We start from the raw sequence: 19978 nt of genomic DNA, 5'->3' as shown, positions 1-19978 counted from the left end.
TTATCCCCAGGGCCGGGAGATCGCTAAACTGCGGGAGGTCCTCCGGACGCAGCGTTAAGACTCCGTCGATATCCTGCTTCGAGCCGTACCCGACCTGATGGCATCGGGCCGAGGTCGCGGGGTCGTTGATTCGATGCGCCGTCCGCCGCCGAACCGGCATCCGCGACGTGGACGGGCGCTCCAGCAGGAGGTGGTGCCATGAGGCCTGTCGCCGTCGTCGCAGTGTCTGTCCTGACGCTCGCAGCCAGCATCGCAGATGCGGAGGCCCGCGGCTTTCGGCTGCGCGGCTCCAGCTTCTCCGTTCCGCACCGTTCGGCGAGCGCGCGCGATACGGCGACCCGGCGCCTGCCCATCATTGCCGCCGTCGGAGCGATAGGCCCGTTCGATCCGAGCCGGTCCGATGCGCGCAACGTCACCCGCAGCGCGAGGGGGTCCGAGGCGGACGGGGCGGACGAGACCGCACCGATTCCGCCAATGCCGCCGGCCCCGGTGTCCCTCGCCGTGGAGAAGGTTTCCGAACCGTGGTGCCCGAGCGGCCGCATCGCCGGCACCGGCACCGGATTCTGCCTGATCAACTGACACCGATATGCGTCGATCCCGACCACGGATCGCCCGGACTAAAGACAACGAGGCGGCCCTGTCGGGCCGCCCGCCTCAGATCGTCGACATGAATCCGGCGAGCCGCATCAGGCCCTCCGGCCAGGGGCCGTGCCCGCTGGCAATGTTGATGTGCCCGGCCTCGCCCGCGTCGACCACGGACGCCCCCCACGCCGCCCCGAACTCTTCCGCGCGCTCGTAGCTGCAATGGGGGTCGGTCCGGCTCGCCACCAGGAGCGCGGGGAAGGGCAGGGGATCGCGCGGCACCGGCGCGAAGGAGCAGACGCTGGCCGGCAGGTTCTGGCAGGTCTCGATGTCGGGGAAGGCGACGAGCATCGCGCCGCGCACGACGCCGGCGGGAAAGCGCGGCGCCGCCTCGACCGCCGCGACCACGCCGAGGCTGTGGGCGATGAGCACGACCGGGCGCGTCGCCGCCTCGACCGCCGCGACGATCCGCGCGCGCCAATCCTCGGGATCAGGCTGGTGCCAATCCGCCTGCGCGACGACCCACCCCGTGCGAAGGCGCCCGGCCCAGCGCGCCTGCCAGTGCTCCTCCCCGGAGCCGGCATAGCCCGGCAGGATCAGGATATCGCAATCGCCCGTCTTCATGCCGCCTCCCTATCGCCTCGGGCGCAGGGCGATCAAGCGGCGGCGGCGATCCAGGCCGCCAGCGCGGTCGAGGCCCGGTTCTTCCCCTTGGCCTCGACCTCGAAGTCGGTCCAGGCGAGATGGCGGGCCACCAGGGCGTTGATGCCGGCGTTCCACATCAGGTCTGAATGCGCAGAAAGATCGCGGCCGGAATGGCCGGCGCGGGACAGGGCCGCGAAATCGGGCAGCACCGCCGGATCGTGGTCGGCGAGCACATCCTCGCGGGACACGCTGACATGGCTGACCGGGCGTACGCCGCGCCAGGATTCGCGGATGCGCGCGATACGGGGATCGTCCGGCTCGATGTAGTCGCCGCCGCTCTCGATCCAGTGATGATGCAGGTCGAGCACCACGGGCACGGCATCGGAGAGCCGCAGCACGGCGTCGAGGCCGTGACAGGTCTCGTCGTTCTCCACCGTGAGCAGGTTTCGCGCGGTCTCCGAGATCAGCGCGAGGCCGGCGCGGAATCCGTCGATGCCGGGCTCGCGGCCGCCGACATGGATGTTGATGTGGGCACCGTGCGGATGCCAGCCGCCGCCGTAGCCGAGCATCGCCATCGCCTCGGCGTGGTATTCGAGCTCGGCGATGCCGTTCTCCTGCGCCGACGGGCTGCGCGAGGCGATGAGGCAGAACTGGCCCGGATGCATGCTGAGCCGCACGCCGCCCGCCCGCGCCTGCTCCCCGAGCCGCCTGAGGCCGTCCGCGATCAGGCGGCGCAGCGCGGGCTCGGCGTAGAGGTCGCGGGCCACCGGGTGGGTGAAGCCCGGCAGCAGCGAGGAGACGATGCGCAGCAGCCGCTCGGCCGGCGGCCGCGCCGCGACCCAAGCGATCTGGCGTCCCAGGGCCACGAGGTTGTGGCGGGCGATCGTGTCGAGCTTCGCCCGCCGCGCGGCCGGCGCGAGACCCGCGAGGTGGGTCATGGTCGTGCTGGTGAGGTTCATGGCCTGCACGGCCTCGCGCTCGGCCTTGCGGGTCGGATAGCCGCCGGGCGGTTCGTCGGGGATGAAGGTGCAGCAGAAGCCGAGGCGGGGCGTGGGGGCTGTCATGGCCCGACAACGCGGGCAGCCCGGGTCAGGTCCGCAGCTTGAGGCGATAGCTGTACATGTCGCCGCGAAACAGGCCCTCGACGTATTCGATCATCACGCCGGCATCCGAGAAGCTGTGGCGCTTGATCAGGAGGCAGGGGCTCGGCTCGTCGAAATCGAAGATGCGGCACTCCTCGGCGGTAGGCATCGTCGCCTCGATGGTCTGTTCGCAGCGGACGAGCCGGGCGCCGGCCTCATCGGCCAGGAAGGCGTAGACCGAACCGGACAGGTCGCCGTGCTCGAGCGCCGGCACGGCCTTGAGATTGTACCAGGCGACCTCCCGCGACATAGCGATGTCGTCGCCGCAGCGGATGCGGGTCAGCTTGAGGATCGGGGCGGTGGAGGGCAGACCGAAGATCGAGGAGATCGAGCGGTCGTGCACGATCGCCCGCTCGGTGACGCGGGAAGAGGGCACCTTTCCGAGTTCGCGCATCTCCTCGGTGAAGCCCTTGAGGCGGTCCATGCCGGGATGGACCTGCTCGGGCCGGGAGCGGACCAGAAACCCCTTGCGCCCCTGCGAGGAGAGCAGGTTGCGCTGGCGCAGAGCCGCATAGGCGCGCTGGATCGTGACGCGGCTGACCCCGAGGTTCTCGGCGAGCTGGCGCTCGGCAGGCAGGACCGCGCCGGTGGGCAGCGCCCCGGACATGATCAGCGCGTGGATCTGCTCTTCAAGTTGCTGGTAGAGCGGCATGGCCGTGTCGTCCCGCAGCCGCAGGAGCGACATCAGCGAGGGACGATCGAGAGCGAAGGGAACGACCGTACCGGTCTTGTCCTGCCGGAACTCTCCGGCTGCCTTCCTGCTTGCCACCTGATGCTACCGGATCATCGTTCGTGCAGATCTTCGTCGTAGGCAGCTTCGTGGTCGCCTGCTCCGTCAAGGTAGCACGGCTTCCGCGCGCCGGTGAGTCCCTCGCCGCGGAAGCCTTCGTGTCGGAACCGGGCGGTAAGGGCTTCAACCTGGCGGTGGCGGCGCACCGCCTCGGTGCGCAGGTCGACGGCGTCTTCGCCATCGGTGACGACCCCTTCGCAGCGGTCGCCGTTTCGGCCTTCGAAGGGGTGGGTCTCGCCGCCGACATGCTCGTGCGGCGCAGCGGCTCGACCGGAGCCGGAATCGGCTTCGTCGATCGGGAGGGCGAGAACTGTCTCGCGGTCAGCCCCGGTGCGAACCGGCTGCTCGCGGCCGCCGACATCGATCCGGCCCGCATTGCTCGAGCCGGACTCGTCATGGCGACCTTCGAGTCGCCGGACGCGGCGATCGCCGAAGCCTTCGCCCAGGCCCGCGCACGCGGCACCCGCACGCTGCTCAACCCCTCGCCGGGCCGGCCGATCGATCCGCGTATCCTCGCGGACACGACGATCCTCGTCGTGAACCGCGTGGAGGCGGCCGATCTCGGGCTCGACGTGGCCGACCCCGGCACGGCCGAAGCCCTGCTCCGGGCCGGCCCAGCGGTCGTCGTGGTGACGCTCGGGGAGGAGGGCGCCGTGGCCTTCCAGCGCGACGGGCCGCCCGCCCGTCAGGCCGCCTTCCCGGTTGCGGCGGTCGACACGATCGGGGCCGGAGACGCCTTCTCGGCGGGCTTCGCGGTGGCGCTGCTGGAGGGGCGGCCGATCGCGGAGGCGCTGGCGCGGGCCGCGGCCTGCGGCGCGATCACAACCTGCCGGTTCGGCGCCTTCGAGGCCTTTCCGACGACGGCAGACCTCGATCGCTTCTGCGCGGCGGGCTGAGCCATGCCCGTCGTTGCGCCTGGGCCCTGGATCACTTCGCTGCGCTCGCGATGACAGGGAGGCGTCGGCGTGTGCACGTCATGCATCCGGATCGGTCTGCTTCGCAATCGATCCATCCGGAAGCCGTCTCAATCCTGCTCGTCGAGCGCGTCGACGGCATTGCCGGCAAGGTTCGCGCCGAGCAGGCGATCGGCCTCGCCGGCCACGGGCTTCGGCAGCGTCGGCAGCGCCGCGATCACGGCGGCGCGCTCACGCGCCAGCCGGACCGCCTCCTGCAGCGAGACGGCCTCGAACCGCACGGTCTCGCCGGGCCGGCGCTGGGCGACGCGGCGGAGATCGGCGGAGATTACGGTGGCGATCTTCGGATAGCCGCCGGTGGTCTGGCGATCGGCCAGGAGCACGATGGGCCGGCCGCTGCCGGGCACCTGGATCGAGCCCGCGACGGTGCCGTCCGAGACGATGTTGAAGCCGTCCCCTCCGTGTTCGATCTCGGGGCCGTCGAACTGGTAGCCCATCCGGTCGGCCCGGTTGGAGACTGTGAAGGCCGCGTTCAGCAGCGTATCGATACCGCCCTTCGTGAAGCGATCCTCCTGCGGTCCGAGGACGATGCGGATCGGCCGGTCGCGCTCCACCGGCACCGGATCGAGGCAGCGCTCGGCCTCGCCGGAGAGCGGCGGCGGACGCAGCGGGAGCCGGTCGCCCGCGCGCAACGGCCGCCCGTCGAGACCTCCCAATGCCGCACGGAAGTGCAACGAGACGCTGCCCATCACCCCTGCGACGGCGATGCCGCCGGCCAGCGCCAGCGTGGCGAAGACACCCTGGCACGGCCGGTCGATGGAGAGTTCCGAACCCTCGCGCAGCACGAGCGAGCGGTGATGGGCGACCGGCTCGCCGTCGCGCCGCATCGGACAGGGGGCACCGGCGAGCGCCAGCCGGACCGGGCCGCCCTCGATCCGGAACCGGCCGCCGCCGAGGCCGAACTCGATGGCAGGCGCATCCACGGGATTGCCGACGAGGGCATTTGCGGCGGCGTGAGCGAGGCGGTCCATCGGACCCGAGGCGGAGAGACCGTAGCGCAGGTAGCCGCGGCGACCGCCATCCTGAAGCGTGGTCGCGGCTCCGCAGGCGATGACGACGAGGGCGGCGTTCATGCGTCCAGCCGCTCGGCGACGAGTTCTCCTGCGGCGGCGGCCCTGTCGAGCGCGTCCCAGCGGCCGGGATCGACCGGTTCGAAGCAGACGCCGTCGCCGGGCTCGAGCAGAAAGATGGGGTCGCGGCCGGGCATGAAGCTGCGCACCGGAGTGCGGCCCAACAGATGCCAGCCGCTCGGCGCGGCGATGCTCGCCACCAGCGCCTGCGCGCCGCCGATGGAGATCGTGCCGGCGGGTGTCGTCGGGCGCGAGGCCGGGCGGCGGGAGAGGGCCAGAGCCGGGTCGAGCCCGCTGAGATAGGCGTAGCCGGGCAGAAAGCCGAGCATGGCAACGCGGTACTCGGGCTCTACATGGCGCGCGATCACGGCGTCCGGCGAGAGGCCGTGATGCTTGGCGACCGCGCCGAGATCGACGCCGAACTCGCCCCCGTAGACGACGGGAATGCGCCAGATCCGGCCCGCCCTCGGCGAGGGCAGGTCGGAGCATGCCAGCCTCAGGATCGCCTGGGCGAGCTCCGCCGGATCGGCCGCGACGGGATCGCAATGGACGGTGAGCGAGCGATAGGTCGGCACCGTCTCGACGACGCCCGGAAGCGCGGCCTCAGCGAGGCGGGCGTCGAGGGCGAGCACGGCAGCATTGAGACCGGCATCGATCGCGTCGCCGAACTCGATGGTGATGGCGGTATCGCCGCAGGTCAGGAGGCGCGGATGCCGACAGGTCATCGCGCCTCCCGTAACCCCGTCAGCCGCCGGGGGTAAAGCGATCCCGGCTCAGAGCCGGTGCGCCGTCCGCTCCGGCCCCGCGTAACCGTCCTCGTCCTGCGCGCCGGCACGGCGCACGGCGGTGTCGAGATTGTCCGGGTCGAGGGCCGCCTCGACGTATTCGCGGCCGCGATGGGTCATCTCACGGGCGTAGCGCAGGCCCTGGCCACGAACCTCGTCGGCCCAGGGGCCGAGATGCTCGTCCTCGGGCCGGGTGCGCGGCAGGAGCGCGCCGAGCAGCAGGCCGGCGGCAATGCCGACGACGCCGACGAGCAGCGGGTTGTCCGACACGAACGCCTCGGTGGCGCTGCGGCCGTCGCGCAGGCGGACGAAGCCGCGGTCGGCGAGATCCGCCGCTCGGCGACCATGCTCGTCGACGCGATCCGCCGCCCAGGAGCGGACGTCGTCATAGGCGTCGGCGGCCTGTCCACGCACCCGGTCCACGGTTTCCTCGACACGACCACGGGCCGAATGAGCCGCATCGGAGACGCGGTCCTGGATGTCGGAGGCGGAATTCGCGGCCTCGCGGGCGACGGTCTCCGCGGTCTCGCCGGCATGGTCGCGGGCATCGCGCGCCGACGACAGGGCCGCCTTGGCTTCACGCTCGGCCCGGTCGCCGATGTCGTGCAGCGAATGCGCGACGTCGTCCTGGCGCGGTAGTCCGGCCTTGGCCGCGATCTCGTCCGGCAGCGACCGGCCGCCGTCTGCGTGGTTTGGGTTGTCGCTCATCACGCCACTCCGAAGTTTCGATCGATGGTGTTCAATGCACCCGGGGCACGCCGCCGGGCTCCTTCGTGATCTTTCAGCGCCTCGGCGGCCGGATTCGTTCCGCGTCCGAGAAACCGCCCCGATCCGCCTGCCATCCCAAAGGAATTCGCGAAAAGCTTCAGGCCTTCGCGTCTTCCGTCAGGACGCGGGCCGGGCGCCCACCGGGCTGATCCGGATCGTAGGCCCGCTCCACGCCCGCCGTCGGAGCCGGCTCGACCGGCACTCTGGCGGAGGCTCGAACGGCAGGCGCGCGCGGACCTTGCGCGAGCTTCTTCATCAGCATGCCGACTCCGGCCGCGATCAGCAGCACCGGCAAGGGATTGCGCCGCACCACGGCGAGCGCGTCGTCGTAGACGCTGTTCAGTGGCGTCAGGCGCGCCGAGCCGAGCATCTCGTCCACCAGGTTCACCGGCGAGAGCCGGTCCTGGATACGATCGATGGTCTCGTCGAGCCGGGCGCGGCTCGCTTCGATGTCCTTCTCGAGATCCGACAGCGAACCGCTCATCCCGAAACCCTCTCGGACAGGGCGCGCGCGTCCTGACGGACCTGCCGCGTGGTGCGCGTGGGCGCGAGATTGGACAACGACATCGCCTTGGCGCCGACGACGGCGAGGATGATGGCGACGAGGAGCAGGACGCCGCCGACGATCAGCGCCGCCAGCCAGTCGGAATGCACCAGCGTCGCCACGAATTTCACGAAGGCGCCGATCAGGACGAGCAGTGAGACCACCGCGAATACCGCGGCCGCCACCATCATCGCGAGACCGATGAACAGCGTGCGGACGTTGCTCACCATCTCGGTGCGGAACAGCGCGATTTCCTTGCGCGCGAGTTCGCTGGTCTCGCGCAGGGCGTCGCCGATCAGGCCCTGGATGCTGCTGGGGGGAGGGCTCGACATCCTGGCGTCCTCAGACCCGCTCGCGATCGTAATCGCCGTCGATCTGGCGCTCGCCGGACGACTTGACGAAACGAGCGAGCAGGAAGCCGGCAGCGAAGGTCGCCACCGCCACCGCGACGGGCGAACGGCGGGCGAAGGCCTCGGCGTCCTGATAGAAATCATTGAACGAGCGCGTCTCGATCGAGCCGGCGAGATCGTCGAGCCCCTCGGCGGCGCTGTCGAAGAACGCCTTCACGTTCGGGCGGTCGTCGAAGGTGCGGCCGGAATCGCGTAAGGAATGAGCGAGGCCTGAGACCGATTTCGCGGCCTCGGCCTTGCGGCCCTCGGCGAGGTTGACGGCATGCGTGCGCGCCGCGGCGGCGAAGCCCCGGCCGCGCTCGACGGCGACGTCCACCGTGTCCTCAACGTCACGCTTGAGGTCGTGCAGGTCGCCGGGATCGCTCGCCTGACCGGGTGTCGGGGATGCGGTCATAGACGGTACTCCATGGAACGACACGGATAGGGAGAGTGCGTTGCGGTCCGCCGGCGAACCTGGCCGACCGTCAAGCGTCGGCTGAGTAACATCGGCGGGCTCAGCCGGTTCCGCTTTCTCTGCTCGGCGGCGGCAGGCAATTTCATCGTCGCCGCGATCGGCCCCGTCAGCACCCGTTCAGCTTCTTACAGCCAAGACAGCCGCGACCGTCGTCACAGGTGATCGTCATGGGTGCACGGGTATCCGTTGGCCATGGCGGAACCGAGGCTTCCGGGGTATGGTTGCACTGCCGAACGGGCATGGGGATCGGGGGACGCCGGATGCAGCGATCTTGAACCGCGAGGTTCGACCGTGCTCGTCCGTTTCACGACGGATCATGCGCCTCCCCCGTGCGTTTTCATCTCACATCGTCAATACGGCCTGGGCGCGATCTGCGCGACCGAGCCGTTGAGGACCGGAGTCCGGCTTCGTGTCACGTCTCGTCATCGTATCGAACCGCGTTGCGATCCCCGCGGAGGGCAAGGGCCTGGTCTCCGCGGGCGGCCTCGCCGTCGCCGTCAACGAAGCCTTCTCCGCTTATGAGGGGCTCTGGTTCGGCTGGAGCGGGGAGATCACGGAAAATCCCGATCCCGAGCCGAGGCTGATCGATCGTGGCCGGGTCCAATACGCCGTCCTCGACCTCTCGCCGCAAGACTACAAGGAATACTACGCCGGCTTCGCCAACCGGGCTCTCTGGCCGATCATGCATTATCGCGTGGGGCTCGGAAGCTATTCGCGCTCCGATTACGCGGGTTACCAGCGCGTCAACCGCCTCTTCGCCCGGGCGCTCGCCAAGCTGCTCGAGCCGGATGATCTGGTCTGGGTGCACGACTACCACCTGATCCCGCTGGCGAGCGAGCTACGCGGGCAGGGCGTCGACAACCCGATCGGCTATTTCCACCACATCCCCTGGCCCGGCGCCGACGTGTTCAACACGCTGCCCGCCAGCGGCGACCTGCTGCGCGCCATCGCCGATTACGACCTGATCGGCCTGCAGACCGACCCGGACGTGCAGAACCTGTCGCGCAACTTGATCGACGACATGCGTGCGATCCCGCTCGGCGGCGGCTCGCTGATGGTCGACGGGCGCCGCACCCGCATCCGCAGCTTTCCGATCGGCATCGACGTCACGGGCTTCAAGGAGGCCGCCGACAAGGCCGGCACCAACAAGGTCGTGCGCGAGACCATGGCGGGCCTGCGCACCCGCAAGCTGCTGATCGGTGTCGACCGGCTCGACTACTCGAAGGGCGTGCCCGAGCGCATGGAGGCGGTGGACTGCTTCTTCGCCTCGAACCCCGACCAGCGCGGCAACGTCGTCTACATCCAGATTACCCCGAAATCGCGCAGCGAGGTGCCGGAATACGAACAGCTCTCGCGCGAGGTGAACGAGAAGGTCGGCGACATCAACGGCATGCTCGGCGAGCCGGCCTGGACGCCGATCCAGTACGTCACCAAGGCCTATCCGCGTCCGGTTTTGGCCGGCCTCTACCGCGCCGCCCGCGTCGGCCTCGTCACGCCGATGCGCGACGGCATGAACCTGGTCGCCAAGGAATACGTCGTCGCGCAGAGCGCGGACGATCCCGGCGTGCTCGTGCTCTCGAAATTCGCCGGCGCCGCCCGGCAGATGTCCGAGGCGCTGCTCGTGAACCCTTACGACCGCTTCGAGATGGCCGAGGCGATCCGCGAAGCGCTCTATATGCCGCGCGAGGAGCGGCTGGCTCGCTGGAAGCCGATGAACGAGCGCATGAAGCGCGAGGACGTCGATTGGTGGGCCCGCAACTTCATGACGGAACTCGAAAACTTCCGCACCCTGGACCGCTCGCCGCCGGCCGCCGTCGCCGCGGCCGAGTAGACTGACCGTCTTTCGTTCGCGGGCGAAATCGGGCAAGCCTCGCGCTTGGTTTCGGGCGAAAGCGGACATTTAGGGTTGCGATGATCGTCATCGAAGAGGGCGTGCCTGCGCCGCTCGGCGCGCATTTCGATGGCCGAGGCGTCAACTTCGCTCTGTTTTCGCAGAACGCCACCGCCGTCGACCTCTGCCTGTTCGATCCGGGCGAGCGGCACGAGCGCCAGGTCGTCCGGTTGCCCTGCCGCACCGACGACGTCTTCCACGGCTACCTGCACGGCGTGCTGCCGGGGCAGCATTACGGCTACCGCGTCCACGGCCCCTGGGAGCCGGCGCACGGGCACCGCTTCAACCCGGCCAAGCTCGTCATCGACCCCTATGCCCGCGAGATCGCCGGCCGCATCCGCTGGAACGATTCCGTCTACGGCTATCGCCGCGGCATCCAGCGCGAGGACGTGATCGACCGCCGCGACAGCGCGCCGTCGATGCCGCGCGGAATCGTCACCCGTACGGACACGCCGGACTTCACCCAGACACAGAACCATCGCCCTCTCTCCGAGACGGTAATCTACGAGGCGCATGTCAAGGCGCTGACCATGACGCATCCGGCCCTGACCGAGGCCGAGCGCGGCACCTATCTCGGCCTCGCCCACCCGGCGATCATCGAGCACCTGCTCAAGCTCGGTGTCACCGCGCTGGAACTGCTGCCGATCCAGGCCTTCGCCGACGACCGCTTCCTGGTGGAGAAGGGCCTCGTCAACTTCTGGGGCTACCAGCCCTACAACTACTTTGCGCCCGAACCGCGCTATCTCGGCGAGGGCGGGACCGGGGGCCTGCGCTTCGCGATCCGCGAACTCGCGGCGGCGGGCATCGAGACGCTCCTCGACGTGGTCTACAACCACACCGCCGAGGGCGACCACACGGGGCCGACCCTGTCGTTCCGCGGCATCGACAATCTCAGCTACTACAAGCTCAAGCCCGAGAACCTGCGCGAGGACGTCGACTGCACCGGCTGCGGCAACACGCTCGACATCGCCAATCCGCGGGCGATGCAGATGGTGCTCGATAGCCTGCGGCACTGGGTGCAGTCCTACGGCATCGCCGGTTTCCGTTTCGATCTCGCCACCAGCCTCGGGCGCGCACCCTACGATTTCTCGCACCGGGCCGCCTTCTTCCAGGCGCTGCGGCAGGACCCGACGCTCGCCCGGGTCAAGCTCATCGCCGAGCCCTGGGACATCGGCCATGGCGGCTACCGGCTCGGCGGCTACCCCTATGGCTGGAGCGAGTGGAACGACCAGTTCCGCGATACCCTCCGCGGTTTCTGGCGCGGCGACCACGGCACCCTCGGCAAGCTGACGCAGGGTCTCTCGGGTTCGCGCGAGATCTTCTCGCCGTCGTGCCGTGCGCCGCAGGCGAGCATCAACTACGCCGCCTCCCACGACGGCTACACGCTGGCCGACGTCGTCGCCTTCGAGCAGAAGCACAACTACGCCAACGGCGAAGACAACCGCGACGGCCACGGGCACAACCTCTCCCGCAATTACGGCGTCGAGGGGCCGAGCGACGATCCCGCGATCCTGTCGCTCCGCGCCCGCCAGACCCGCAACATGCTGGCCACCGTCTTCCTGGCGCAGGGCGTGCCGATGCTGCTGATGGGCGACGAGCGCGGGCGCTCTCAGGCCGGCAACAACAACGCCTATTGCCAGGACAACGCGGTCGGCTGGATGGACTGGGCGCACGATCCCGACCCGGACCTCGCCGCCTTCGTCGGCAATCTGTCCGCGCTCCGCCGGCGCTGCCCGAGCTTACACCGCCGCCACTTCCTGGTCGGCGCCCGGGTCGACGGCACCGACCTGCGCGACGTGCACTGGCTCTCGCCGGACGGCACCGAGATGGATGGCGACGCCTGGAACGACGGCGGCCGGCAGAGCTTCGGCATGCAGATCGGCAACGACATCGAGGGTGCGCAGCGCGTGCTCGTGCTCATGAACGCCGCCGAGACCCCGTGCGATTTCCGCCTCGCCCCCACCATCGGCGGGCCGTGGCGGCGGGTGTTCGATACGGCGCTGGCAACCGGCACCGTCCCGCCGAACACCGTGCCGACCGTGGGGGAGGGCGGCACGGTCGCCCTCGCGGCGCGCAACATCCTCGTGCTCAAGGCGCCGCCGGCAGACTCCGCCGACGCGTGCGGCGGGACGGCCTGATCAGGCGGCCGGCGGCTCCGACGCGGGGGCGCGGCCACGCACCTCCTGCTCGTAGGCGATGAGCGCGCGTCCGAGCTTGAGCGCCTTGTAGCGCTCGCCCGTGCTGGTGGCCTCGTGGATCGCGGCGATGCGCGGCCCCATACTCGGGACCGCCTGCATCACGTCGTTGGCCAGCGCCATGAAGGCGGTCTCGGCCTCGAACGGATGGTCGACGAGGTACATCACCTGCAGCAGCACGTAGAGCTGCTTGCACGGCGTGTCGGCCTCGCTCTCGGGAATGATCTCGCTCTCCCTGAGAAAGCGGGTGTTGGTCTCCAGCACGAAGCTCGCGCGGCGCTCGCCGTTGCGGATCGCGGCGTTGCCGATGATCAACCGCTCGTTCGGCTTGAGTTCGATCTTGAGTGGCATGTGCGGATCCGGAACGCTGAAGGGTTGAACAGAGGATGTAGGCTCAAGACTAAGCCATCCTTAACCATAGAAATGACCTTCGGGTATTGGCGCGAAATCCGATCGATCCAAGTAAGTTTTTGGAAGGTTGCGGCGGCGTTTAGTCGGGTCACTCCCAAAACGGGGGCATCTAACGATCAAAAGGATCGACCGACAATGGCCTACGACGTCACCCTCTCGTCCGCCACGCGTTCCAACCTGCTCTCGCTGCAGAACACCGCTGCGCTGACGGCGACCAACCAGAACCGCCTCTCGACGGGCAAGAAGGTCAACTCGGCCCTCGACAACCCGACCAACTTCTTCACCGCCTCGGCCCTGACCGATCGTTCGACCGCCCTCAACGGCCTGCTCGACGGCATCTCCAATGGCATCCAGACCATCCAGGCCGCCTCCAAGGGCATCGACTCCGTCACCTCGCTGGTCAAGCAGCTTCAGTCCACCGTGAAGCAGGCCCAGACCAACGCCGCCACCAACCTGCCGAAGATCACCTCCGACGTGTCGCTCGCCACCACCGCCGAATCGGCGCTGACCGGCAAGAGCCAGCGTGACACCGTGCTCGCCAAGGGCCTGTTCGGCACCGCCGGCACGGCCACCGCCTCGGCGAACGGCAATCTCGGCTTCACCGACGCGACCAGCGCGACCGTCAGCAATACGATCCGCATCAAGGCCGGCAGCACCACCTACGACGTGAAGCTCGGCACCAACGCGACCGTCAACGACCTCGTCAACGGCATCAACAAGTCGGGCGTCGCCACCGCCGACATCGACAGCTCCGGCAAGCTCGTCGTCACCGGGACCGGCTCCGACGCCGTTACCCTGACTGCGGGTAACGTCACCAACGCCGGTGTGTTCGCGGCCACCACGGCCCAGGACACGGCCCTGTTCGGTACCGCCGACACAACCGACGTTACCGGCGGCGGCACCTCCGCGGCGCGTTCGTCCCTGATCTCGCAGTTCAACGACGTGCGCGACCAGCTCGACCAGCTCGCCAAGGACTCGGGCTTCAACGGCACGAACCTGCTCGGCGGCGACAAGCTGTCGATCGTGTTCAACGAGAAGACCGGCGCCGCCCAGAACAAGCTCAGCGTCCAGGGCTCGACGATCTCTTCGACCAGCCTCGGCGTCGGCAAGCTCGTCGACAGCGCCACCGCGTCCACCAACGGCGACTTCAGCGTCCAGAACAACGCCGACCTCACCAAGGCCTCCGACGCGCTGACCAACGCGCTGACGTCGCTGAGCTCGCTCAGCTCCTCGCTCGGCTCGAACCTGGCCACCGTGCAGACCCGCCAGGACTTCACCAAGCAGATCTCGGACGTCCTCAACACGGGCGCCTCGAACCTGACCAGCGCCGACCTGAACGAAGAGGCCGCGAACTCCAACGCGCTCTCCACCCGCCAGTCGCTCGGCATCTCGGCCCTCTCCCTCGCCAACCAGGCGAACCAGGGCATCCTGCAGCTGCTGCGCTAAGCTTCAGCTTCGATCGAGACGAAACGGCCGGGGCATCGCCCCGGCCGTTTTCGTTTGCGGAGGCATCCAACTACATCAAGCAGCGAGATCGCTGTCCAGTCGGCGCGCACGGTAAATCGTTAACCTTCTTTCGGTAAAGCTTTCAACAGGTTCCGTCGACCCATGTCGACACTGGGTTCGCCGAGTGTGGCTGCTCCACGTCGTCGAACGAAGACTTTCGACCGTAAGCAGGAGTCGCTGCCATGTCGGCCTACGACGTCACCCTTTCCGCCGCCACGCGCTCGAACCTGCTCTCGCTGCAGGACACGGCCGCCCTCACGGCGACGAACCAGAACCGCCTCTCCACGGGCAAGAAGGTCAATTCGGCCCTCGACAACCCGACCAACTTCTTCACCGCCTCGGCCCTGACCGATCGTTCGACCGCCCTCAACGGCCTGCTCGACGGCATCTCCAACGGCATCCAGACGATCCAGGCCGCCTCCAAGGGCATCGATTCGATCACGGCTCTGGTGAAGCAGCTCCAGTCCACCGTGAAGCAGGCCCAGACCAACGCCGCCACCAACCTGCCGAAGATCACGCCCACCGTGGCACTCGCCACGACGGCGGAGGCGACGTTGACCGGCAAGAGCCAGCGCGACACCGTGCTCGCCAAGAGCCTCTTCGGCACCGCCGGCACGGCGACCGCCTCGACGAACGGCAATCTCGGCTTCACCGACGCAACGGCCGCAGGCCCTCCCGCCGTCAGCAACTCCTTCCGCATCAAGTCGGGCAGCACGACCTTCGACGTGAAGCTCAGCGCCAGCGCGACGATCAACGACCTCGTCAACGGCATCAACAAGTCGGGCGTCGCCATCGCCGACATCGACAGCTCGGGTAAGCTGATCGTCACGGGGACGGGTTCCGACCCGATCACGCTCGACAGCGGCACCGTCGACACCACCGGCGCCTTCGCTTCGGTGACGGGTCAGACCGCTGCGCTGCTCGGCGTCGCGGCGGGCAACGCGGCGATCACGAACGTCGTGGGTGGCGGCACCTCCGCAGCGCGCTCAGCCCTCATTGACCAGTTCAACGACGTCCGCACACAGCTCGACCAGCTCGCCAAGGATTCCGGCTTCAACGGCACCAACCTGCTCGGCGGCGACAAGCTGTCGATCGTGTTCAACGAGAAGACCGGCGCGGCTCAGAACCGTCTCGACGTGCAGGGCTCGGCGATTTCGTCGCTCAGCCTTGGCGTCGGCAAGTTCGTCGATAGCGCCACGGCGTCCACCAACGGCGACTTCAGCGTGCAGAACAACGCCGACCTCACCAAGGCCGCCGACTCCCTGACCAACGCGCTGACGAACCTGCGTTCGCTCGCCTCGACCCTCGGCTCGAACCTCGCGACGGTTCAGACCCGCCAGGACTTCACCAAGCAGATCGCGAACGTGCTCAATACCGGCGCTTCCAACCTGACCAGCGCCGACCTGAACGAGGAGGCCGCGAATTCCAATGCGCTCTCCACCCGCCAGTCGTTGGGCATCTCGGCCCTCTCGCTCGCCAACCAAGCGAACCAGGGCATCCTGAAGCTGCTGCAGTAAGGCATCATCCGCGAAATGATGCGCGGCGGCCGGGGCGCAAGCCTCGGCCGTTCGCGTTTCGGGCCTTGACCGGTCGGACCGCGTTGGGCCGCATCGCGGGCTCGCTCCGAGCCCCGATCTGCGCATAAGGGGAGGGCAGCACACACAACCAAGGAGCCCGGCGGCATGGCGGCGACGGTCACGGTGGTCGATCATCCCCTGGTCCAGCACAAGCTGACCCTGATGCGCGACCGCGACCGGTCGACGAAGGGGTTTCGCGAGCTTCTCAACGAGATCGGCATGCTGCTGGCCTACGAGGTCACCCGCGACCTGCCGCTCGAACCCGTCACCATCGAGACGCCGATCCAGGCCATGGAGGGCCGGCGGATCGCCGGCAAGAAGCTCGTGCTCGCGCCGATCCTGCGCGCGGGCGTCGGCTTCCTCGACGGGATGCTCTCGCTGATGCCGGCCGCCCGCGTCGCCCATGTCGGCATCTACCGCGATCCCGAGAGCCTCGCGGCGGTGGAGTACTACTTCAAGAGCCCGTCCGATCTCGCCGACCGCACCGTGCTGGTGCTCGACCCGATGCTCGCCACCGCGAATTCCGCAGTGGCCGCCATCGACCGGCTCAAGAGCCGCGGCGCCCGCGACCTGCGCTTCGTCTGCCTGCTCGCCGCGCCCGAGGGCCTCGCCCGGCTGCAGCAGACCCATCCCGAGGTGCCGGTCTGGACCGCGGCGATCGACAGCCATCTCAACGACCACGGTTACATCGTGCCGGGCCTCGGCGATGCGGGAGACCGCATGTACGGGACGCGCTGACGCCCGCGCCCCCTTGCCGCGGCGGACGCGGGCCGCAACTAGGGGGAAACGCTTTCGAGGAGTCCCCGATGCCCGTACCCGACACCATGCGCCAGATCCGCTTCGAGGGTTCGGGAGGACCCGAGGTCATCGCGGTGGAGACGGTGGCGGTGCCGAAGCCCGGGCCGGGTCAGGTGCTGATCGAGGTGGTCGCGGCCGGCGTGAACCGGCCGGACGTGATGCAGCGGCTGGGCCAATACCCGCCGCCGAAGGGCGCGACCGAGATCCCGGGCCTCGAAGTCGGCGGCCGGATCGCGGCGCTCGGCGAAGGCGTCTCGGGGCTGTCGGAGGGCGACGAGGTCTGCGCGCTGGTGATCAGCGGCGGCTATGCCGAGTTCGTGGTCGCCGAAGCCGGGCAGGTTCTGCCGAAGCCCGCGCCGCTCTCACTGATCGAGGCGGCGGCGCTGCCGGAGACGGTGTTCACGGTCTACTCGACGGTGATCCAGCGCGGGCGCCTGCAAAAGGGCGAGCGCTTCCTGGTGCATGGCGGATCGAGCGGCATCGGCTCCACCGCGATCCAGATCGCCAAGGCGCACGGCGCCACGGTCTACGCCACCGCCGGCTCGGCCGAGAAATGCCGGTTCTGCGAAGAGCTCGGCGCGGACGCGGCCATCGACTACCGCGAGGCCGACTTCGCCGAGGAGATCAAGCGGCTGACCGATGGAAAGGGCGTCGACGTGATCCTCGACATGGTCGGCGCGGCCTATCTCGCCAAGAACATCGCATCGCTCGCCGTCGAAGGCCGCCTCGTCCAGATCGCCTTCATGAAGGGCTACAAGGCCGAGAGCGTGAACCTGACGCCGATCATGCTGAAGCGCCTGACCATCACCGGCGCGACGCTGCGCGCCCAGCCGAAGGAGAACAAGGCGGCGATCGCGGACGAGCTGCGCGCCGAGATCTGGCCGCTGGTGGAAGCGGGCACGATCAAGCCGATCATCCATGAGACGTTTCCGCTCGAGGAGGCGGCCAAGGCCCATGCGCTGATGGAGTCGAGCGCGCATCTCGGCAAGATCATGCTGGTGACCGGTCGCTGAGCCCGGCAGGCCGCCCGATCCGGGCTTATTGCCACGTGCCGGGATGCGGAACACTCGGCACGACGCGACGTTGGCCGGCCGTCACGGTCGTGTGACGACGCTTGAGTTGGGGAATCGATGGCAAAGATCGAGACGGGAACGCAGTCGCGCCAGGGCGAGAAGGGAAAGCCGGTTCTCTACGTACTGGTCGCAGCGGTCATTCTGGCGGTGGTCGCCGGGGCGGGCGTGCTGACGTGGCAGGGATCGGTCTCGCCAAGCGACCACGCGAGCCAGAGCACCGAGGCGGCCCGTGCGACCGCAACCAACCCGACGACGGCACCGGCCGGGCAGAAGCCGAACTGATATCGGGCTTCGCCGCATGCGCCGGCCCTCGGGGCCGGCGACATCGCATCAGCGGGTCGGAACCGGCGTCTCGCCGCGATAATCGTAGAAGCCGCGCTTGGTCTTGCGGCCGAGCCAACCGGCCTCGACATACTTCACCAGTAGCGGGCAGGGACGGTACTTCGAATCGGCCAGCCCCTCATAAAGAACCTGCATCACCGAGAGGCAGGTATCGAGACCGATGAAGTCGGCGAGCTGGAGCGGCCCCATCGGATGGTTCGCGCCGAGCTTCATTGCCGTGTCGATGGATTCCACCGAGCCGACGCCCTCGTAGAGCGTGTAGATTGCCTCGTTGATCATCGGCAGCAGGATGCGGTTGACGATGAAGGCCGGAAAATCCTCCGACATCGTCGAGATCTTGCCGAGCTTGGCGATGAAGCGTTTGGCCGATTCGTAGGTCGGGTCTTCCGTGGCGATGCCGCGGATCAGCTCGACGAGCTGCATCAGCGGCACCGGGTTCATGAAGTGGATGCCGATGAAGCGCTCGGGGCGGTCGGTCGAGGCAGCAAGCCGCGTGATCGAGATCGAGGACGTGTTGGTGGCGACCAGCGCATCGGGCCGCAGGGACGGACACAAAGCCTGGAAGATCTGGCGCTTGGTGCCCTCGTCCTCGGTGGCCGCCTCGATGACAAGGTCGCACGCCTCCAGGTCGCCGTAACTGCGCGCCGCGCCGATGCGGTCGAGGGCGCTGCGGCGCTGGTCCTCGCTGAGGGTGCCCTTCTGGACCTGCCGGGTCAGGTTGCCGTCGATCAGCGAAAGGCCTGCCGCGATGCGGTCCGGGTCGCGGTCGTTCAGCCGCACGTCGAGGCCGGCGGCCGCGCAGACATGGGCGATGCCGTTGCCCATCTGTCCGGCGCCGATGATGCCGACCGTCCTGATATCGAGGGCCATTGCCGTTCCCGAATCCTCAGATACTGCGGCGTCGCCGCGTGATCATCGATCACCATGCGGCAGCGCAACAATCACGTCAAACGCGCGTCGTAGAGCATTCCGCCACGCGTGGGAGCCCCACGAAGGTCCAGTGGTAGACGATTTTCTCCGGCCCGCATGACGGGCCGGAGCGATGACGAATTCAGCCCTTGGCCTTGGCGACCTCGGCCTGGAGTTCCGGCACGATCTGGAAGAGATCGCCGACGAGGCCGTAATCGGCGACCTGGAAGATCGGCGCGTCCTCGTCCTTGTTGATGGCGACGATGACCTTCGAGTCCTTCATGCCGGCGAGGTGCTGGATCGCGCCGGAGATGCCCACCGCCACGTAGAGGTCCGGCGCCACGACCTTGCCGGTCTGGCCGACCTGCCAATCGTTCGGGGCGTAGCCGGCATCCACCGCCGCGCGCGAGGCGCCGACGCCAGCGCCGAAGGCGTCGGCCAGGGGCTCGATGACTTCCTTGAACTTGTCGGAGGAGCCCAGCGCACGGCCGCCGGAGACGATGATCTTGGCGGAGGCCAGTTCGGGCCGGTCGGACTTGGCGATCTCCTCGCTCTTGTAGGCCGAGCCGCCGGCCTCCTGCGCAGCTTCGGAGACGGCCTCGACGGGAGCGGCCGCGCCGCCCTCTTCCGCCGCCTTGAACGAGGCACCGCGCACGGTGATGACCTTCTTGCCCGCAGGCGCCTGCACCGTCTGGATGGCGTTGCCGGCGTAGATCGGCCGCTCGAAGGTGTCGCGCGAGACCACCTTGATGATGTCGGAGACCTGGGCGACGTCGAGCAGCGCGGCGACGCGCGGCAGGATGTTCTTGCCGGTGGTGGTCGCGGACGAAACGATCGCGTCGTACGGACCACTGATCTTGGCGATGAGCGCGGCGATCGGCTCGGCCATGTCATGGTCGTAGACGGCATCCTCGGCGTTCAGCACCTTCTCGATGCCGTCGAGCCGGCCCGCGGCTTCGGCGGCGGCCTTGCTGGCGGTGCCGAGCACCAGGGCGTGGATGGGGGCGCCGAGGTCCTTGGCGGCGGTGAGCGCCTTGAGCGTGCCGTCCTTGATCTCGGAATTGGCGTGCTCGACGTAGAGGAGCGTGGTCATCGGTCAATTCTCATGGTCT

At 68.6% G+C, this 19978-nt stretch carries 21 protein-coding genes; 9 read left to right on the top strand and 12 right to left on the bottom strand.

Going from position 1 to position 19978, the window contains the following annotated elements; translation table 11 throughout:
* Window positions 1–198 precede the first annotated feature (198 nt).
* Complete coding sequence (locus tag MFF07_RS08320; RefSeq protein ID WP_147817848.1) at window positions 199–579, top strand: hypothetical protein; 381 nt, start codon at window positions 199–201, stop codon at window positions 577–579.
* 75 nt (window positions 580–654) lie between these two features.
* Here MFF07_RS08320 and MFF07_RS08315 read toward each other — a convergent pair whose 3' ends face one another.
* Genes MFF07_RS08315 through MFF07_RS08305 form a run of 3 tightly spaced genes read right to left on the bottom strand, consistent with a single transcriptional unit; the run spans window position 655 to window position 3021 of the window.
* Entirely contained in the window at window positions 655–1206 is a 552-nt protein-coding gene (locus MFF07_RS08315; protein WP_238231541.1) for an RBBP9/YdeN family alpha/beta hydrolase, read from the bottom strand.
* Window positions 1207–1238: 32 nt separating this feature from the next.
* Window positions 1239–2291, bottom strand: coding sequence for an apurinic/apyrimidinic endonuclease family protein (locus MFF07_RS08310; protein WP_147817850.1), 1053 nt, complete (start codon window positions 2289–2291; stop codon window positions 1239–1241).
* Window positions 2292–2316: 25 nt separating this feature from the next.
* Complete coding sequence (locus tag MFF07_RS08305; RefSeq protein ID WP_147817874.1) at window positions 2317–3021, bottom strand: GntR family transcriptional regulator; 705 nt, start codon at window positions 3019–3021, stop codon at window positions 2317–2319.
* A 140-nt stretch (window positions 3022–3161) separates the two neighbouring features.
* Here MFF07_RS08305 and MFF07_RS08300 point away from each other — a divergent pair, with 140 nt between their 5' ends.
* On the top strand, window positions 3162–4055 hold the full coding sequence (locus MFF07_RS08300; protein WP_147817851.1) for a ribokinase: 894 nt from the start codon (window positions 3162–3164) through the stop codon (window positions 4053–4055).
* A 128-nt stretch (window positions 4056–4183) separates the two neighbouring features.
* On the opposite strand, the gene MFF07_RS08295 is transcribed toward MFF07_RS08300, so the two are convergent.
* From MFF07_RS08295 to MFF07_RS08270, 6 genes are all read right to left on the bottom strand, one after another.
* Window positions 4184–5206, bottom strand: coding sequence for a 5-oxoprolinase subunit C family protein (locus MFF07_RS08295; RefSeq protein WP_147817852.1), 1023 nt, complete (start codon window positions 5204–5206; stop codon window positions 4184–4186).
* Window positions 5203–5928, bottom strand: coding sequence for a 5-oxoprolinase subunit PxpB (gene pxpB, locus MFF07_RS08290; RefSeq protein WP_147817853.1), 726 nt, complete (start codon window positions 5926–5928; stop codon window positions 5203–5205). The genes MFF07_RS08295 and pxpB overlap by 4 nt, the downstream gene beginning before the upstream one ends.
* 48 nt (window positions 5929–5976) lie before the next feature.
* Window positions 5977–6696, bottom strand: coding sequence for a hypothetical protein (locus tag MFF07_RS08285; RefSeq protein WP_147817854.1), 720 nt, complete (start codon window positions 6694–6696; stop codon window positions 5977–5979).
* 157 nt (window positions 6697–6853) lie between these two features.
* Entirely contained in the window at window positions 6854–7240 is a 387-nt protein-coding gene (locus MFF07_RS08280; RefSeq protein WP_147817855.1) for a DUF3618 domain-containing protein, read from the bottom strand.
* Window positions 7237–7632 (bottom strand): phage holin family protein, encoded by a 396-nt coding sequence (locus MFF07_RS08275; RefSeq protein WP_147817856.1) that lies wholly within the window; start codon window positions 7630–7632, stop codon window positions 7237–7239. The genes MFF07_RS08280 and MFF07_RS08275 overlap by 4 nt, the downstream gene beginning before the upstream one ends.
* 10 nt (window positions 7633–7642) lie before the next feature.
* Window positions 7643–8104: a hypothetical protein gene (locus MFF07_RS08270; protein ID WP_147817857.1), complete on the bottom strand. Its 462-nt coding sequence runs from the start codon at window positions 8102–8104 to the stop codon at window positions 7643–7645.
* A 469-nt stretch (window positions 8105–8573) separates the two neighbouring features.
* Here MFF07_RS08270 and MFF07_RS08265 point away from each other — a divergent pair, with 469 nt between their 5' ends.
* Together MFF07_RS08265 and glgX are read left to right on the top strand one after the other, a co-directional pair.
* Window positions 8574–9995 carry an alpha,alpha-trehalose-phosphate synthase (UDP-forming) gene (locus MFF07_RS08265; RefSeq protein WP_147817858.1) on the top strand — a complete coding sequence of 474 codons (1422 nt, stop codon included), beginning with the start codon at window positions 8574–8576 and terminating at the stop codon, window positions 9993–9995.
* An 80-nt stretch (window positions 9996–10075) separates the two neighbouring features.
* Window positions 10076–12193 (top strand): glycogen debranching protein GlgX, encoded by a 2118-nt coding sequence (gene glgX / locus MFF07_RS08260; RefSeq protein ID WP_238231539.1) that lies wholly within the window; start codon window positions 10076–10078, stop codon window positions 12191–12193.
* Here the strand turns inward: glgX and MFF07_RS08255 are convergent, their stop codons facing one another.
* Entirely contained in the window at window positions 12194–12601 is a 408-nt protein-coding gene (locus tag MFF07_RS08255) for a flagellar biosynthesis repressor FlbT (protein ID WP_147817860.1), read from the bottom strand. It lies immediately after the preceding gene.
* Between the two features lie 195 nt (window positions 12602–12796).
* Here MFF07_RS08255 and MFF07_RS08250 point away from each other — a divergent pair, with 195 nt between their 5' ends.
* From MFF07_RS08250 to MFF07_RS08230, 5 genes are all read left to right on the top strand, one after another.
* Window positions 12797–14107: a flagellin N-terminal helical domain-containing protein gene (locus MFF07_RS08250; RefSeq protein WP_147817861.1), complete on the top strand. Its 1311-nt coding sequence runs from the start codon at window positions 12797–12799 to the stop codon at window positions 14105–14107.
* Window positions 14108–14349: 242 nt separating this feature from the next.
* Window positions 14350–15684 (top strand): flagellin N-terminal helical domain-containing protein, encoded by a 1335-nt coding sequence (locus MFF07_RS08245; protein ID WP_147817862.1) that lies wholly within the window; start codon window positions 14350–14352, stop codon window positions 15682–15684.
* Window positions 15685–15849: 165 nt separating this feature from the next.
* Window positions 15850–16482, top strand: a complete 633-nt coding sequence (upp, locus tag MFF07_RS08240; RefSeq protein WP_147817863.1) for a uracil phosphoribosyltransferase — start codon at window positions 15850–15852, stop codon at window positions 16480–16482.
* A 68-nt stretch (window positions 16483–16550) separates the two neighbouring features.
* A complete protein-coding gene (locus MFF07_RS08235) occupies window positions 16551–17555 on the top strand; it encodes an NAD(P)H-quinone oxidoreductase (protein WP_147817864.1) in 1005 nt (334 codons plus the stop codon).
* Between the two features lie 117 nt (window positions 17556–17672).
* Window positions 17673–17897: a hypothetical protein gene (locus MFF07_RS08230; protein ID WP_147817865.1), complete on the top strand. Its 225-nt coding sequence runs from the start codon at window positions 17673–17675 to the stop codon at window positions 17895–17897.
* Between the two features lie 48 nt (window positions 17898–17945).
* On the opposite strand, the gene MFF07_RS08225 is transcribed toward MFF07_RS08230, so the two are convergent.
* Window positions 17946–18827 (bottom strand): 3-hydroxybutyryl-CoA dehydrogenase, encoded by an 882-nt coding sequence (locus MFF07_RS08225; RefSeq protein WP_147817866.1) that lies wholly within the window; start codon window positions 18825–18827, stop codon window positions 17946–17948.
* A 181-nt stretch (window positions 18828–19008) separates the two neighbouring features.
* Complete coding sequence (locus tag MFF07_RS08220) at window positions 19009–19959, bottom strand: electron transfer flavoprotein subunit alpha/FixB family protein (protein WP_147817867.1); 951 nt, start codon at window positions 19957–19959, stop codon at window positions 19009–19011.
* Window positions 19960–19978: the final 19 nt, after the last annotated feature.

Origin of the sequence: Methylobacterium thuringiense (genome assembly GCF_022179645.1) — a bacterium.
Classification (GTDB): Bacteria; Pseudomonadota; Alphaproteobacteria; order Rhizobiales; family Beijerinckiaceae; genus Methylobacterium; species Methylobacterium thuringiense.
This window is presented reverse-complemented; position numbering and strand designations above follow the sequence as displayed.